Annotated in this window: 13 protein-coding genes; 1 reads left to right on the forward strand and 12 read right to left on the reverse strand. The window is 29.5% G+C overall.

Annotated elements, in window-relative coordinates; all coding sequences use genetic code 11:
• Positions 1–273: 273 nt before the first annotated feature.
• The 3 genes from AC3VJB_RS07605 to AC3VJB_RS07615 all read right to left on the reverse strand — a co-directional run bounded on the left by AC3VJB_RS07605 (position 274) and on the right by AC3VJB_RS07615 (position 2892).
• On the reverse strand, positions 274–945 hold the full coding sequence (locus AC3VJB_RS07605; protein ID WP_497666978.1) for a GIY-YIG nuclease family protein: 672 nt from the start codon (positions 943–945) through the stop codon (positions 274–276).
• Entirely contained in the window at positions 938–1978 is a 1041-nt protein-coding gene (locus AC3VJB_RS07610; RefSeq protein WP_497666979.1) for an AAA family ATPase, read from the reverse strand. Before AC3VJB_RS07610 ends, AC3VJB_RS07605 begins: the two co-directional genes overlap by 8 nt.
• A 161-nt stretch (positions 1979–2139) precedes the next feature.
• Positions 2140–2892 carry a hypothetical protein gene (locus AC3VJB_RS07615; protein ID WP_497666980.1) on the reverse strand — a complete coding sequence of 251 codons (753 nt, stop codon included), beginning with the start codon at positions 2890–2892 and terminating at the stop codon, positions 2140–2142.
• Positions 2893–2912: 20 nt separating this feature from the next.
• Here AC3VJB_RS07615 and AC3VJB_RS07620 point away from each other — a divergent pair, with 20 nt between their 5' ends.
• Positions 2913–3038, forward strand: coding sequence for a hypothetical protein (locus AC3VJB_RS07620; protein WP_520980982.1), 126 nt, complete (start codon positions 2913–2915; stop codon positions 3036–3038).
• A 34-nt stretch (positions 3039–3072) separates the two neighbouring features.
• Here the strand turns inward: AC3VJB_RS07620 and AC3VJB_RS07625 are convergent, their stop codons facing one another.
• The 9 genes from AC3VJB_RS07625 to AC3VJB_RS07665 form a co-directional block, all read right to left on the reverse strand.
• Positions 3073–3330: a hypothetical protein gene (locus AC3VJB_RS07625; RefSeq protein ID WP_497666981.1), complete on the reverse strand. Its 258-nt coding sequence runs from the start codon at positions 3328–3330 to the stop codon at positions 3073–3075.
• 57 nt (positions 3331–3387) lie between these two features.
• A complete protein-coding gene (locus AC3VJB_RS07630) occupies positions 3388–4374 on the reverse strand; it encodes a DUF3871 family protein (RefSeq protein ID WP_497666982.1) in 987 nt (328 codons plus the stop codon).
• Positions 4358–5248, reverse strand: coding sequence for an AAA family ATPase (locus AC3VJB_RS07635; RefSeq protein WP_497666983.1), 891 nt, complete (start codon positions 5246–5248; stop codon positions 4358–4360). Before AC3VJB_RS07635 ends, AC3VJB_RS07630 begins: the two co-directional genes overlap by 17 nt.
• 82 nt (positions 5249–5330) lie before the next feature.
• Positions 5331–5675 carry a hypothetical protein gene (locus AC3VJB_RS07640; protein ID WP_497666984.1) on the reverse strand — a complete coding sequence of 115 codons (345 nt, stop codon included), beginning with the start codon at positions 5673–5675 and terminating at the stop codon, positions 5331–5333.
• Positions 5676–5867: 192 nt separating this feature from the next.
• The gene (locus tag AC3VJB_RS07645) at positions 5868–6518 is read right to left on the reverse strand and encodes a DUF4391 domain-containing protein (protein WP_497666985.1); all 651 of its coding nucleotides are present in this window, start codon (positions 6516–6518) and stop codon (positions 5868–5870) included.
• Positions 6519–9746, reverse strand: coding sequence for a helicase-related protein (locus AC3VJB_RS07650; RefSeq protein ID WP_497666986.1), 3228 nt, complete (start codon positions 9744–9746; stop codon positions 6519–6521).
• Positions 9747–9755: 9 nt separating this feature from the next.
• Entirely contained in the window at positions 9756–11660 is a 1905-nt protein-coding gene (locus AC3VJB_RS07655) for a DUF262 domain-containing protein (RefSeq protein WP_497666987.1), read from the reverse strand.
• 15 nt (positions 11661–11675) lie between these two features.
• A complete protein-coding gene (locus tag AC3VJB_RS07660) occupies positions 11676–14813 on the reverse strand; it encodes a type III restriction-modification system endonuclease (RefSeq protein WP_497666988.1) in 3138 nt (1045 codons plus the stop codon).
• A gap of 4 nt (positions 14814–14817) precedes the next feature.
• Complete coding sequence (locus AC3VJB_RS07665) at positions 14818–15699, reverse strand: ORF6N domain-containing protein (protein ID WP_497666989.1); 882 nt, start codon at positions 15697–15699, stop codon at positions 14818–14820.
• Between the last annotated feature and the right edge of the window lie 146 nt (positions 15700–15845).

Here is a 15845-nt window from a genome sequence, read left to right on the forward strand (position 1 = left end):
AAAAGTGGTACACCTAATTACACACCAAATTCACAAGATATAAGTATAATTATTAAAAGGAGTAAGTCTTTACTATTTTAAGAAAACAATCTGTATCTACTATAAAACCTACAAAAACAAAAAAGCCTTACTAAAACTAGTAAGGCTTATTGTGATCGCGACAGGATTCGAACCTGTGAGTATATCATTAGTATTTATAGTACTTTCATCCTGCTCTTCTTTTTTGACTACCTTAAATCATACCTTATTTACTTACTTCTTACATTTTTAACTCTATTTATATTTCCAAAAATACCCCCCTGCTAATTTTCTCTCACCTCTACAACATTTAGCTATACTGTTTTTATTTACTTCCGTTACCCTACTCGCTTCAGCTATGGATTTAAAAATCTTAATTGTTTTTCCTGAAGATGGATAACATTGAATTACTCCCTTTAATCTATTATCTTTTTTAGGCTGAAAAGGTACTTGTAATCTATAGCTCCAATAGTTATTCCTATATTGAGTTTTATTAATACATGCTCTACTAATTTGTTGTTTAGTTGAATTGACTGAATTAGACGCTTCTTCAAGTGAGAAATATTTACTCATTAAACTACCATCCTTTACATTATAACGATACACAGTTTTTTGAATCCCACCACCTCTATCTTCATTAAGCAACCTAACACCTTGTTTCTTATAGTTTTCAATTAACTCCTGTTCTTTTTGAGCTAACTCATCATTTTCATATAAAGTATTATCTGTAACCCATTTAAAATTCTCAGCACCTAGTGTAGCTATAGTTTCTTGAAACAAATTAGTTTTACCTCTTTTTGCTCTCTGTTCATGGTCTTTTTTTCTGGAAGAAAGAGATTTAGTAGTAATACCAACATAGACTACTTTATCTGTTTTATTGTTGGTAACGGTATATATAATACCGCTACCTTTTTTATTTTTAGTCATTATCAACCTCCTTTCTTAAACTATCGCAACCAGAGTAAACATAAATCCCTTTTTTAGGGTTTACAAGACTTTTATCAGCTACAAACTCTTTTAAATAATTTTTCACTTGCCTTTCCTTGATAGAAAAAGTTGTAGTAAAATGTTTAACTATATCCGAAGTCTTATGTTCCTTACACGGAGTCTCTTTAAAATATTCTACAAACGTTTCTCTCTTATCATCTGTTTTCCTTCTGTCATTTCCATTTAAAATACTATATTCACTAGTCTCTTGAATAAATTTAACACAAACATTTTTATCTATTTCAAATTCTTTTACAGTCTCAATATCATCAGATATATAACGAAAGAATACATCTTTTTGATAGCGTCTCTTATTCACATGGTTAATTCCTATTGCAAAATCAGCTTCCTGTGCAAATACAGAGCTACCTTTAATAGAATCCATTGTAATTGATTTTCCGTACATTTTAGGTGTATGATGAATGCATACCAAAGTGATATTTAAGTCATAACAGATATCACGTAATTTTTGCATAATTTTTTGTGCAACACTACTATCTTCTAAGTTTCCGTGGTTCATTCTAGTTATACTATCTATAAAGACAAATTTTGCATTTGAATCTTCAATCAACTTCTTTAGTTCTTTCCAATCTTTATCTTTTTGTATAAATCTTAAAAAATCAAGAGGTTGATAAAGGAAGTTTTTTTCATACAACTTCTTTTCTGCATCACTCAATGAGTTATACTGTTTGAGATTTCTACTAACTCGGTTAGCCCAAAATTCTTCTAGTCCAAGGAATAAAACTTTTTGAGCTGTAATATCAATCTTATCTCCTAAGAAATCATTTCTTCCACACGCAATACATAATGCTAAGTACTCGCAATAAGTGGTTTTAGCACTTTTACTAGGTCCAAATACAAGTCCAAATGAACCTATTTTTATACCTCTAACAAGGAATTTGTCTAGTGGACGTTTTTTATATCTATTAAACATTTCTCTAAAAATAATAGCTCTCTTAACTTTGTCTACCATGATTTATTTTATTTAACCTCTAATTATACAAATCGGTATTAAACAATTAATTACGTCAGGTATAATTAGATGATAAAAAAACACCTCTGACTTTTAATGTGTCAAAGGTGAGGTGGTTTACAGAATTGAATAACCGCCAAAATAAAATGGCGGTTGATTTTTTAGTGATTGTAAAAATCTGCCTTAGAGAAAATTTCTTGTAATTCTTTTATCGGAGTTTTATCCCCTTTAGCTCTAGTAAAATCTGAAAGTTCTTTTCTAGAGTCATTCATTTCTACGTAGATACCTTCTTGGTTATTTTCATCTTTTAAATACTCTATACTAAAATCAAGAATATTACCTATATCAGAGACTTTACTTGCACTTATGTAGTCATTTTTCCATAAAAGGTAGAACAAAGCTTGTATTTTGTTTTTTCTCCAATTAAACTTTAATCTGTTTGGTATTTTACGGTAGTTTGAATCAATACGTTCTTTGCATCGACTGATTAATTTATCTATTGAGCTTGTTAATGCCAATCTGACTTCTTCATTTAAATATTTAGCATTTTTTATGGCCTTAAGCTCTTTTTTAAAACTTTGATTTTGATTCAATAATTCTTTCTTAGCTTGTTTGGTTACTACTCCTTTTTCATGACAATACCTATCAAAATCAAATATCTCATTTTTAACAATGCTTTCTATTCCGGAAAGAAGAAAATCTTTAATAAACTCTTGCTCTATAATTATTGTATCACTTATTTCTTCATCTATTTTAATAATTTCATAAGTATTTATCTTAGGGTTTGTTTTATCAAAGTCATTTTTGACAATAGGATTATAAAAATCAATATCTTGACTTATAAAATTATTCCTTAATTTATCAAACCTATTTTTTGATGTGAAATCATTAATTCTAAAAAAACTATTATTCATAATTAAAATAATTGCATTACATGCACTTATTGCACAAAGTGTTAATTCCAAATGTAGTAAATGTAAGTAATGCAATCAAAACTAGTTGTTCTTTTCAGTGGTTTTTTGATAAAGGAGAAACCGTCTCAAAAGTTAATACAGCATAACTCCTAAATTACACTTTTAGCTATACATAGCTTGCTAAATTAAATAGCATAAAATCTCAAAATGATAGTAGAAAAACCATTTACCCTTTATTTTAAATACATATTTTCCATTTTGAGCTAATGCTGTAGCTTCTACTATCACTATTTGATTTTTCTTAAACCTATCAACATTGTACAAAAACTGTACAGGGAAAGGACAATGCAGACTAATTAATTTATTCCAAGGAGTAACAACTAAAATTCTATTGGGTGCATAATATTTATTAAACGATACTATTTCATTTTTTCTCATACTTCATTTTCTCCAAAATCCTATACATTACTTTTATCACTTTTGGCTATAATATTATTAATGGAGAAAAAAATTAGGCTGTTCATTTTGTAGTGAATTAGCTAGTTCTTGGATAAACTCGTATGCTCGTAACTCACGTTGCAGAAAAGTATCTATGTAAGTGCTTTTTACTGCTCCTGTAAATAAGTTATATAGTTCCCATAAGTTTATCATTCCTTCAGGAGAAACATTGAAATTTTCATCTTTGAAGTAGTTTTTAGCAATAGTATTTATTTGAGTATCATTAAAATCCAAAGGAAATAAATGCTTCTTTTCTGAATTGTTTAAATATTGATACATTTTCATCTTACCAATTAAGTGAGCCACTTGTTCCATTGATAAGTAAAACTTACTTAACCTTTCCATATTCCCTAAATGTTTCTTTTGGTTGTAAGCTTTAAAAAGATTAATTATTCCTTGCTGTAAATCATTAGTATTTAGCACTTTTAAATCATCTTTAAAACCATCAGTAGCAACACATAAATTTGTACATACAGCATTCACAAAACCAATAAAAACTTTAAACTTTTCATATGATTTTTTACTATATAAATTCTCATTATTAAAAGCTCTTACACCTCCAACTACAAGTGATAAATCATTACCATTTATGTTTTGTCTAATACTTGGTATTTCAATACAGAAAGCCATTCTTTCATAATAAATAGTTTTCTCATGTTCTTCAAGCTCTTTAACGGTTTTACCAATAGCACTTGGTATTCTTCCTTTTACAATATGTGAAACTCTAACATTAGGTTCATTGAATTGATATGTAGGGAATACTTGTTCCAACGCTTCTATTGTAGTATTAATAAACTCTGCATGGCTAATTGTAACTTCATTGTCTTTTGAGAATACAGGTAAAATAGTGTCATCGATCAAATGCTTAACAGTAACCTCTTTTGTGTTAGCTTCGATAAATGGATTTTTAAATTTTGAATTATCTCTCTTTTCTGGAGGTGTAAGATTCGATTGAGAATTTACGTTATTAAGAACTAACTCCATTACTACTTGGTTTTATGGATTCAACAATTTGTTTATTATCTATAACTTCAGAATTAGAAGATTCTATTTCTTGTTTTCTCTCTAATACCTTTTCTTTAATAGCTTCTTGTAGATTAGGGTATTTAGTATAAATATGTCTTAATCCTTCAACTGTTAAACATTGATTGATTTCATTGAAAATATTCTCAATGGTAGTATCAGTATCGCACCATTTTTTAAGTAGTTTACCAGTTCCAGAAGAGATAATAAATTCAGGTTTATTCATAAATAAGCCTGTTCTATCTTTACTTGCTACTGCTAAATGCTTATCATTTACTAACTCGAAATTTACAGTAAGCTCATATTCCCAGCCTTCTCTAGTAACTTCCTTTGTTCCATGCTTGATTACTTTTGATTTTCCATTAGAATTAACATCTAAAGAATAATCTATTTTTCTACGTACAGTAGTAATAATATGACAGTTTGATTGTAGTATTTTATCAATAAAAGCTTGATGCCTTGGAGTAACTTTTGCCCAATCTTGAAACCTACCCCCAAGTTGCTCATGAATTTGTAAACAACCACCAGTACCATTCCACTCGTGAGTAATTGAATCAACGATGATTACTTCCATTTGAGCTTTTTCACATAATTCAATAGCTTCAATATACCTTTCTGGTGCATAAGGTGAATGCAATGCAACTGTGTTGTAATTGCCTAGTTCCGCATACAAATTGGCTGAACCATTTTCTGTATCAATAACAGCTATTTTGCTCCAATCATTGGTTATACCATAGGCTAATAAAAGTGCTGAATAGGTTTTACCAAAACCAGAAGCTCCACTCAAACCAATACGGAGTTTAACTTGTTCTTTCTTTGCTTGTTGTAATTTCATAAAATGAATTTTTAATTAATGTATATATCAAAAAAAAAGAGCCTATTATGGCTCTTTGATTATTAGTAATATCAAAATGTGATTATATCACATCTCTTTCTGGTATTAATTGTTCGTTGATTTCTTCTAAGATTTCATCTCGGTATTCCCAACGATGAGTTAATGTAATTACTTCACCTGATTCAGGTATAACATACTCGAAAGGTTCACATTCTATTTTAACAATCTCACCAGGGAATTTTGTTCCCACTAAATCTTTACACATACTTTCATCGAAAGTACATGAAACTGTTGCTGTTTTAGCTGTAAAATACATTCTTCCTGTATCTTTACTTTTTACAGGAGTAACACCTCCTTGAACAACTAATACATTAAACTTTTCTCCTTCTGAGTTTTCTCTTTGTTTGTGTCCTTTAATAGTAACCATCTTTTTAAATTTTAAATTAAACAATAGTGGGGGTATTCCGCCACCCTCAAACTAAGGGGGGAGTGTTTGTTTAATTATCGTGTACTTTTGCCAGAAAGAAAATGTCAAAAAAAATGAAAAAAATATTTTTTTTTAAAAGTTGGCTTTTTGACTTTAGTCAAGTTGTCAAGTTTTTTTTTTAAAAACTTATATCTATGAAAGAAAACTGAGTTTTTCTTTAAGTAAATTGAGCCTACTATTTAAAGGTTGTTTCTTATTGAATTGTTTCGTTCTTTTTATTTGTGTTTCTATTTTAGATATTTGATTTTTTAGCTCTTGTATTTTCTGTTCTTTTTCAATTAAAGATTTTAAATCTTCTTCTGATGCTATATTACTATTATTTGAAATTTTGAAACAAAAATCTTCAAAAATCTTATCTAAACTAACTTTTAAATTTAATTGGTATTCTTCTTTTTTATCTAAAAACCAATCTGTCTTAAATACCCAATCTACTACTGCATTATTTTCATTAACTGGATGCGCATGCTTTTGTGATGTATACAACATTACCTCATCATTATATGATATTATAAATATGATATGATAAGGGATTGCTTTTTCTATAATAGGCAATACGGATTCAATATTCTTTTTTTGTTTTAATTGTATTTCAAAGATTTGAATTTCTTGTACTTCAACACCTGTTAAGTTAATTGTATCCGCTGCTAATTTGTTTTGCCACCTAATTTTATCAACCACATCTACAAACAACTGTTTTTGTTTAGTTGTTGCATACTCATAAAAAGCACTTTTTGGAATACTTTTATCTTTTTTAGTTTGTATGGGTAGTTGAAAAAAACTCATTTATTTTATAACTAAAAATGAAATTAATTTAAAATCTTCTATTCCTTTAATTTGGCTTTTACCAGATGCTGTGCCACCAGCTTTAAATAAACTTAACACTTCCTTTTCTTCTTCTGTATCCACAATAGATGCAATACTTTGTTTTAGTAAACTTGAATACCTAGACATATCTTTATACTCGTTTGTTTCTATTTCAAAAGATTTGCAAACTTCTAGTAAAGGTTCTTTTTTGTCTTTACATAACATTCTAAAAACATCTAGTGTTTTTTTACCTTCTAAATGCCCAAATTTAACCTCTCCATTTTCTTTAATATAGACCATGTAATATGGATGCAAACGATTCATTTTATCAATATTGACTGCTGAATTCACATTCTTTAATACATAGACTACACCACTTTCAAAAAACTCATTTGCTTCGGTTATAGCATGTAAACCTTCTGGAATATTTTTTAACTCACCAAATTTTTTGATGTAATTGGATAAATCGATTCTAAAATCATTTAATCCTAAATCTGTAATGCTTACACCTTCTCGTAAGTCCTCTAAATCAACTACTTCTTCTTGCAATTTTTTTAATTGAATTTTACGATATTCTAAATCTTTATCTTCTGTATTTAGAATATTATCATCACCAGTACTTGCCATATTACTGATTAACATTCTGTTTTCTACTCTAGATTTTAAATTGATGTAATTATCTAAAGTGATATCTGGCCAAAAATTAACCATAGTAATGTTATCATTGGTTGAACCAATTCTATCAATACGACCAAAACGTTGAATGATACGTACAGGATTCCAATGTATATCATAGTTAATCAAAAAATCGCAATCTTGTAAGTTTTGACCTTCTGAAATACAGTCAGTAGCAATTAGAATATCAATATCCTCTTTGATATTAGGATGTAGTTGTTGTTTACTTTTAGAGCGTGGTGAAAAACACGTTAAAAGCGTATTTAAATCTGTAGGTATTTCTTTAGTTGTACATTTACGTTTACTACCTGTTATTAAAGCAGTGTTTAAGCCATAAAAACTTTTAAATTCTGACTTTAAACTGTCATATAAGTAATTGGCTGTATCGGCAAATGCTGTAAATATGATTACCTTTTTATTGTTATCATTTGAAGGTTTCTCAATTTTATTTTTAAGCAACTCTTTTAAATCTTTTAACTTAAAATCAAGATTATCTTTTACTGGTTTTATTTCTGAAAGTAATTGATTTAAAATAGCTACATCTGCACTTAAATCTTCTTTCCATCGCCTACCATCCATATCGGCAATATGAACTTTTACTTTTTTACCAATTACATTTTCTTCATCGCCCCAATCTGCATCCCAATCTATATCATTAGCAATATTTGCTTGTAAACCAGAAAACGTATTCTCTTCCCCTTTTTCAATTGCATTAATAGCGTTATTGATTTGTCCTAGAATATTTTCAACCGTTAATCTAAAAGCATATACCGAACTTTCAATACGTTTTAATAAGTTCATACGCATTAAAATCTTTAAACTAGATTCTCTATCTATTTGTGCGAACTTACTAGAACCTGCTTTAACTTTTTTATCATACAAATCTGCGTACAATTGTACCTTACTTGGTAAAATATAACTTAAAGGCGAATACACAGAAAGGTTTAATAAGGTTAACTTTTCTGCAATTTCTATGTAGTTAGTACCTTTGGTATTGGTTAGCGGACTTTGCTTTGAAATTGGTTTATTTCGTTTAGGAAATTCTCCAATATCTGAGGTATCGTAATAAGTTGTAATGTGCTTTCTTGAACGAGCAATTGTTAGACTATCTAAAATTTCAAAGAAATCAAAATCTAGCATTTCTAATAACTTTTCCGTTGTTCTGTTTTCAGTTTCAAACTTAGACCAACTATTAAATGCTAACTGTGCTCTTCTAAAAATGGTATCAATTCCTCTTTCAGTATCAAGCTTTTCATCTATTTTTTTAGAAGCACCCTCATAAGCTAAAGCCAATTGATTCTTTAAATCATTAAACCTATTGTTTACTGGCGTTGCAGATAACATTAATACCTTTGTTTCAATACCTTCTTGTACTATTTTACGTAGTAACTTTTGGTATCTATTTTCTTTACCAACTGAAGTGTTATTATTCCTGAAATTATGCGATTCATCTATCACTACTAACCCATAATTTCCCCAGTTCACGTTCTCTAGTCTACGACCATTACTCATTCCTTTTTCACGAGATAAATCGGTATGAAATAATACATCATATCTAAATCTGTCTTTAGATAGGATATTGTCTTTATCGTTTTGACGATAGGTATTCCAATTGGCTTCTAATTTTTTAGGACAAAGTACTAATACATCTTTGTTTCGTTTTTCATAATATTTAATAACGCCTAAAGCAGAGAAGGTTTTACCTAACCCTACACTATCTGCAATAATACAACCGTTGTATTTTTCTAATTTATTAATAGCACCTATGACAGCATCACGTTGAAAATTATATAGCTTAGACCAAACAACGGTATCTTTAAAACCAATTTCATCATTGGGTAAATTTTCCATTGCAATATCATCTAGAAAATCGTTGAAGATGTTGTACAAGGTAATAAAGTAGATAAATTCAGGACTATTCTCCTTAAACGCATTTTCAAAATACTCTTGTACAAAATTGGTAACATCTTGCAAGTTTTCTTGATTCTCCCAAATTTGATTGAACCACTCTAAGTAAGCATTGCTTTGTGGAAAATCTACTTTTTGAATCAATGTTGGAAAGCCTTTTTTATGACTAACTCCCAAATCTGAAGTAGTAAAACCATTTACATTGGCATAGGCTGCACCTTCTAAGTTATTGTCAATATGAATTACACCATTTAATGGTGTAGCACTGTTCTTATTAGATTTAAAGGTTACTTTATCTTTTACCCATTGCGAGCATTCTTTAGCTATAGCTCTTTGGTTTAACTCATTTTTTAAGCGCAACTCAAACTCACCACCACATAAATCGGCTTCATTAAAGATATGAGGAATGTAAAATTCTCTAGATTCTTTATTGAGCTTTTCTTTGATAAATGTAGGTGAAGTAAAAATAAACTTTAATTCATCAATACCTTTTAATTCTCTCTTTAAAGCCTCAAATGCGTAAATAGAAAATGAAGAAGCTGCAATTGCTAGATTACTTCCTTTTTTTATTTCCGTTTTTAATTCGTCATTTAAACGATTGGTGATGTTATCAATAATTTTCATATAAACTACTTAGTAAGCCCAAACATTAAGAATTGAAGCTACTAAAACCTCAGCTCTTTCTTTAATTTCATTTTCGCTCCAATTATCTTTATCTATAAAATATGTATTTAGCTTTAAAGTAGACTGTTTTGCTATCTCTTGCTTTTTAATTTTATAACTATTATTACTAACTGATGGATTAAGTGCTTCCGTTAGAATTGTTAAATTACCAATACTATGTAAGGCTCTATTTCTATTTTCTATTTTATGATAAATTCCGTTGTTATCCTCTTCTGTCATTACAGCGTGGATTGCTATTTCAAATTCATCTTTAGAAACAAACTTATTCTCTAAAGACCAGTTTTCATACCACTTTTGAGGCATCAAATGCTCCACAGTTAACCCCTCGTTTGTAAATTCTATTTTTTCTTGCTTTTTACCTCTTTGGTATTTTTCAATTTCTAATAAAATATTACAAAGGCTTTTAGATTTCCCTTTTTCCTCTCTATATATTGGTCTTTCTAGTAACTTTTCTTTTAAAATTACATCGGTTGGCCATAAATTGGAATCGCCTGTTTTTGATTTTAAATACTCTATAAAAGTTTCTGATGTTTTATTTTGATTTATATATTTTATAAAATCTAGAAAAACATTATTGTAGTTTTTGGTTGTATAACCACACAAAAACCTTCTTGTAACATAAGAATCTAAAGCTAAATATATTTTCTCCTTATCTAATGTATTAATTTGACTATCACTTTCAATAGCTAACAATAAAGGATAAATTGTTGTAATTCCCATATCTTTTAACCTAGAAGCAAACTTTCCAAATACAGAATTATTAGTTGGTTTCACAATTTTTTTGAAAATTGCACTGTATCTGTTTAACTCCTTTAACTCTTCTTCTATATTTTGAAAAGAAGATTTGTTAACTATATAAAATTTATATTGGTAAAATACTTGATCGTATCTAATATCTGTATTCAGCTTTAACGTTAAATAATCTATTATAAAAAACTGTAAAAAATTTCCAAAATAACGCCCTCTACTTGTTTTATCGTGCCATTTAAACTCTGAATTTGCATTATCGAATTCATCCCAGTATTTATCATAAACATCATCTAAGTTAATATCGTATTTATTAGCACGCATAAACACATAATTACGTATTAAATCAGTTTCCGTTAAAGATGCACCACGCCCATTCATAGTCTCAAATATCATTTGAGGATCATCATTTTGGTCTAAATTTATTTCAACGAATTGAAAATCTCTTTTTAAAGTTAATAGTAATTTAGGTATGATTACCTCTAAAGATTCTGAAGATTCTTGAATTACATTCTCGATTTTTTCATAAAAGAAAAGATAAGCAGAAAGCATTCTGTATCTTCTTTTAGCTTCATTTTTATAGGTTTTCCAACCGAAACCATACTCATCTAAAATTGGATTAACCAATAACTCTTGTACCTCATCAAATGTATTATCTAGTATTATTTTAAACTCTTCATTGTTGAATTTAGTAGGTTCTAACTTATGCTTTTGATTTTCATAATCTTTTTGACCATACACTTTATCATTGAATAATAGCTTTTCTAAATCATTTAATAAATCCTCATCCCCTACGTGTTTTCTGCAGATTTCTCTAAATGCCGTAACAAATAATTGGAACGTTGTTAAACGTTGTTGACCATCAATTACACTATAAGTTGATACAGAACTAGTAGTTGTAGCTTCTTGGAACAAAACAATAGAACCTGTATAATGTGGATGGTTTTTATTTTTATTAGAGCGTTCATTAAATTTATTTATAAAATCATCCCAAAGTGGTTGCCATTGGTCGGTTTCATTCCAAACATAATGCCTTTGAAATACAGGTATTCTAAATTTTATTTGTTTGTTAAATAAATCTTCTAATCTTGGTTTTCCTAAATTCATATTTTTTTGATTGATTTAATTCAAGGTTACCATTTCCATCATTTTTTCATAAGAACTTACCTTGCTAAATTTTACTTCACCTTCACCGATACTTTCAAAATGTTTTGTAGCACAATGTATTTTTAAAGCTTCAATAGCTTTTAACTCTCTATTATCATCAGAACCTTTAGTTTCTGCTACAAAATAAATTTCACGTACTTTTTCTTTATCAAAAACTATTGCCCAATCTGGACTGTATCTTCCTGTTTTATCGCCTGTAGGTATTGTGATATAAAAGTCTTTAGGTAGTTTAGCAAATACAGAAACCTCAACACTATTACTTAATTCTTTAGCAAATCTTTTTTCTGTATCTGAATCTCCTATTACAAAGTCGTAAATATGATTTTTTACTTGTTGTGCGTTTCTATCTACTGTTACATCGTTAGTAAATACGGTTTTAGAATCGAAACGATCTTCTGTTTTATGAAAGGTAATGTTATTTAAAATTAAGCTCGCCTTTACCTCGTTTATTAAATTGGCAGTTTTAGCAATAAACTCTTCTGGGTTTTTACGAATTAACACAAACTTTTGCGGACTTATTTTCTTTAACACTTCTACTATTGTTCTTCGTGTTAAGTTGGTACTGTTTACAATTTCACCTACAATATCATACACTGTATCTGTATACAAATCTGCATTCAGTTTTTTAGACTCCCTATTGGTTTGTTTAAAACCTTCTTTACTTTCTAATTCTTCTTTATTACTATCTTTTAGAAAACCTGTTTTAATTTCGTAGACTCTATCAGAAATATGTAAATCTGCATTTATTCTAGTTACACTATCAGTTATTAATTTGTCAGAATTGAATTTTACTTCATAAATCGTTTTAATGTTAATTTTATTCCATAATTCTTGAAACTCTTTTTTATGGAAGTTTTTATTTAAAGTAACTGTTATTTTATCTCTATCATTTTCAGGCTTTATTATTTCGCCTGTATAAACAGATTTTAATAGCCTAGTAATTGCCTCTCTAAACGGTTCTAGATTTTCTGGTAAGGTTACTTTGTTTTGCTCAATAGCTTCTTTTCCTTCGGTTGTAATTTTATCATCTTCATCAATAATATCATTCTTGTATAAAATTTTATTTAGCTTTTTGGCTGTGTCTTTATCTATACGCATTTCTACACCCATAGCATCGGTTATCAGTTTACCCACAAAAAATTCTACTTCTGCTTTTTGCGGTCTGTCTTTTAAGGTTGCTGCAATTTCTGACTGTAAGCCTTTAGCAAAATCCTCATAACTCTCTGAAGCAATAATGGTTAATTTATTGATATGGTGTACATTTTCACCCACCGTATCATAATCTTGACGAATCCCTTCTTTATTGACACATAAACGCATACCACGCCCAACTTCTTGACGTCTTCTAATAGTAGCCTCCGAATGTTTTAAAGCACAAATTTGAAATACATTTGGGTTGTCCCAACCTTCTTTTAATGCTGAATGTGAAAAGATAAAACGTGTTGGCTCATCCATACTTAACAAGCGTTCTTTATCTTTCATTATTAAATCGTAAGCCGAAATATCATCTGAATCTTCTTTTCCACGCTTTACGCTTGGGTCTATAAACTTTTTCTTTTTGTCTATTGAAAAATAACCGTTATGAATTTCGTTAGCTTTATCTCTGTCTAAAAATTCTGCATACGCACTAGGAAAATACGCTTTACGTGCAGAACCAGGATCTGTATCTTTTAAATAGTCGTTATATTCTTGTTGAAATAAGTCTAAGAAATCGCTTTTAACCTTATTATATTCTTCTTCAAATATTTGTGCATACTCCCCTAATACCTGCTCTCCATTTTCATCATATTTACGGTATTTATCTACCGTATCAATAAAAAATAAGGATAGTACTTTTATACCTCGTGCATACAATTCTTTTTCTTTATGTAGATGTGATAAAATGGTTTCACGAATTTGTATACGTCTAAAGGCTTGTTCGTCTAAATCACCCAAAGCTTCACCAGCTTGTAAGGTAGTCCCATTTACAGAAATTGTATTAGAAGCCCCATTAATATCTGTAATTAAGCAATTTTTATATTGTGGCATTTCGCCCGATAACTCATAAAGGTTTGTGCCTTCTTCTAAACGTTCTCTTTTACGTTTTACACCTGTACCTTGTCTTTTTTCGTATTCTACAATAGCAACTGGTGGCTTGCCTGCTTTTACAGCAATTTGTTCTAAATATACATAGCCTGTAGTTCCTGTAGACCCTTTAAGGTTAATTCCTTTAACGTGTATTTTTTTGACTAACTTTTTACTGTAAGCATCTAGGGCATCTAAACGATATACTTTATTATATTCTTCTTTATGTGTAGCAGAGTAGCGAATGGTAAACAGCGGATTAAAATCTTGCATACTCTCCAAGGTCTTTTTACCATCTACCGATTGCGGTTCATCAATAATTAAAATAGGATTGGTTTGTGCAATGATATCAATTGGTCTTCTGGATTGGAAACCATCTATTTCTCCATAAATACGTCTTGCATCTTTACCTTTTGCATTAAAGGCTTGTGTGTTGATAATCATCACACTAATACGATTATCTGATGCAAAGGTTTCTATATCTGTAGGCTTTTTAGAATCGTAAATAAACGGTGCTATTTTATGCCCATACTTTTCTTGAAAGTGGGTTTGTGTAACTTCAAACGACTTGTACACACCTTCACGAATAGCTACACTAGGTACAATAATGATGAATTTAGACCAACCGTATTGCTCGTGTAACTCGTACATTGTACGAATGTAGGTATAGGTTTTTCCTGTACCCGTTTCCATTTCTATGGTAAGGTTGATACCTTTTTTTTGAACTTTTGGTTTTTCTAAAATTTCACTTTCTCTAATGTCATTACTACTTTGTACATTTTTTATATTTTGTAGCAATTGATTGTCTGTTATAGAAATTAACTTATTACGATACCCTATATTTTCGTTTACTTCTTCTTCAAATTGTAACGTATTAACACCATTAGCCGCTTGTTGTGCTTTTTGTAATAAAGCTTTACTGCGCTCTAAAGTAAAATGATTCACTCCTTTTTGTTGCCCTAAAAAGCAATTGGTAATTGCATTTACTGCTTCTATTTGAAATTGTTGTTCTTTAAACTGTAATTTCATCTGATTAAATGTCGTTTATTTTTTGAAGTACGTTTATTGCATCTTTATCTATTATAGAAAATGCAAACCATTTTTTGCCCAAATCTTTTAAAGAAGCTCCAATATGATACACGGTTTTATTGTCAATAATTAAAAATCTATCGTGCGCTTTATCAAACTTTTTTAGGTTAATGTTTGGGTATTGCTGGTTGTACTTTTTAATATCTTGTTGTAATACTTTGGTAATGGTTTTGGTATATAAAGTAACCGAAACGTCTTTATTTCTTTTGGCAAATAACAATAAAACAGAATCATCTATATAATTATCTATTAACTGAATAGACGATTTGGCTTCCCTTACAATATCTGCTACAAAAGTATAGGCATCAAAGGTTTGACCGTTAAAAAAAACGCCTTGCTTTTTCTGGGGGCTACCAGCCTCTAGAGCTTTAAATATTTGATTGAATTTTTGGTTGTTTTCTAATTGTTTAAGCTCTAAACTATCTATACGCTGTAATACTTTACTTTGAGAAGTTAGTACTTTGCGCATTTCTACAAAAGCATCCATTATTTGTATGCTTACTTGTATGGCAATGTCTGACCTTAATACGGCAGACAACATAGCAATGCCTTGTTCTGTAAATGCATAAGGTAAAGCTGTAGAATGTTTAAGGTTTGTAAACCGGTCACAATTTGTGACCAGTTCGTCCTTTTCATTTTCTGTTAATTGAAAACGAAATTTTTCAGGAAATCTTTGGCTATTTCTTTTAACCGCTTGATTGAGAACTTTTGTTTGTACTTGGTACATTTCGGCTAAATCACGGTCTATCATAACTTGTTGCCCACGAACTGAAAAAATTCTATTTTCAATTTCTTGAGTATTATATGTTATTATTTTATCTTTCATAACCGTTGTTCCTTATTTTGGGTTAAATGTTCCTTAACCTACAAAAACTCCTATTTATCAATAATTTACAGATGCTAATTCTTGTTCCTTAACGCTTTTTAATTCTTCCTAAAGCTTAACTCATTTAAAGAAAAACTTGATTGAGA

The organism is Tenacibaculum sp. TB-53 (genome assembly GCF_059716285.2).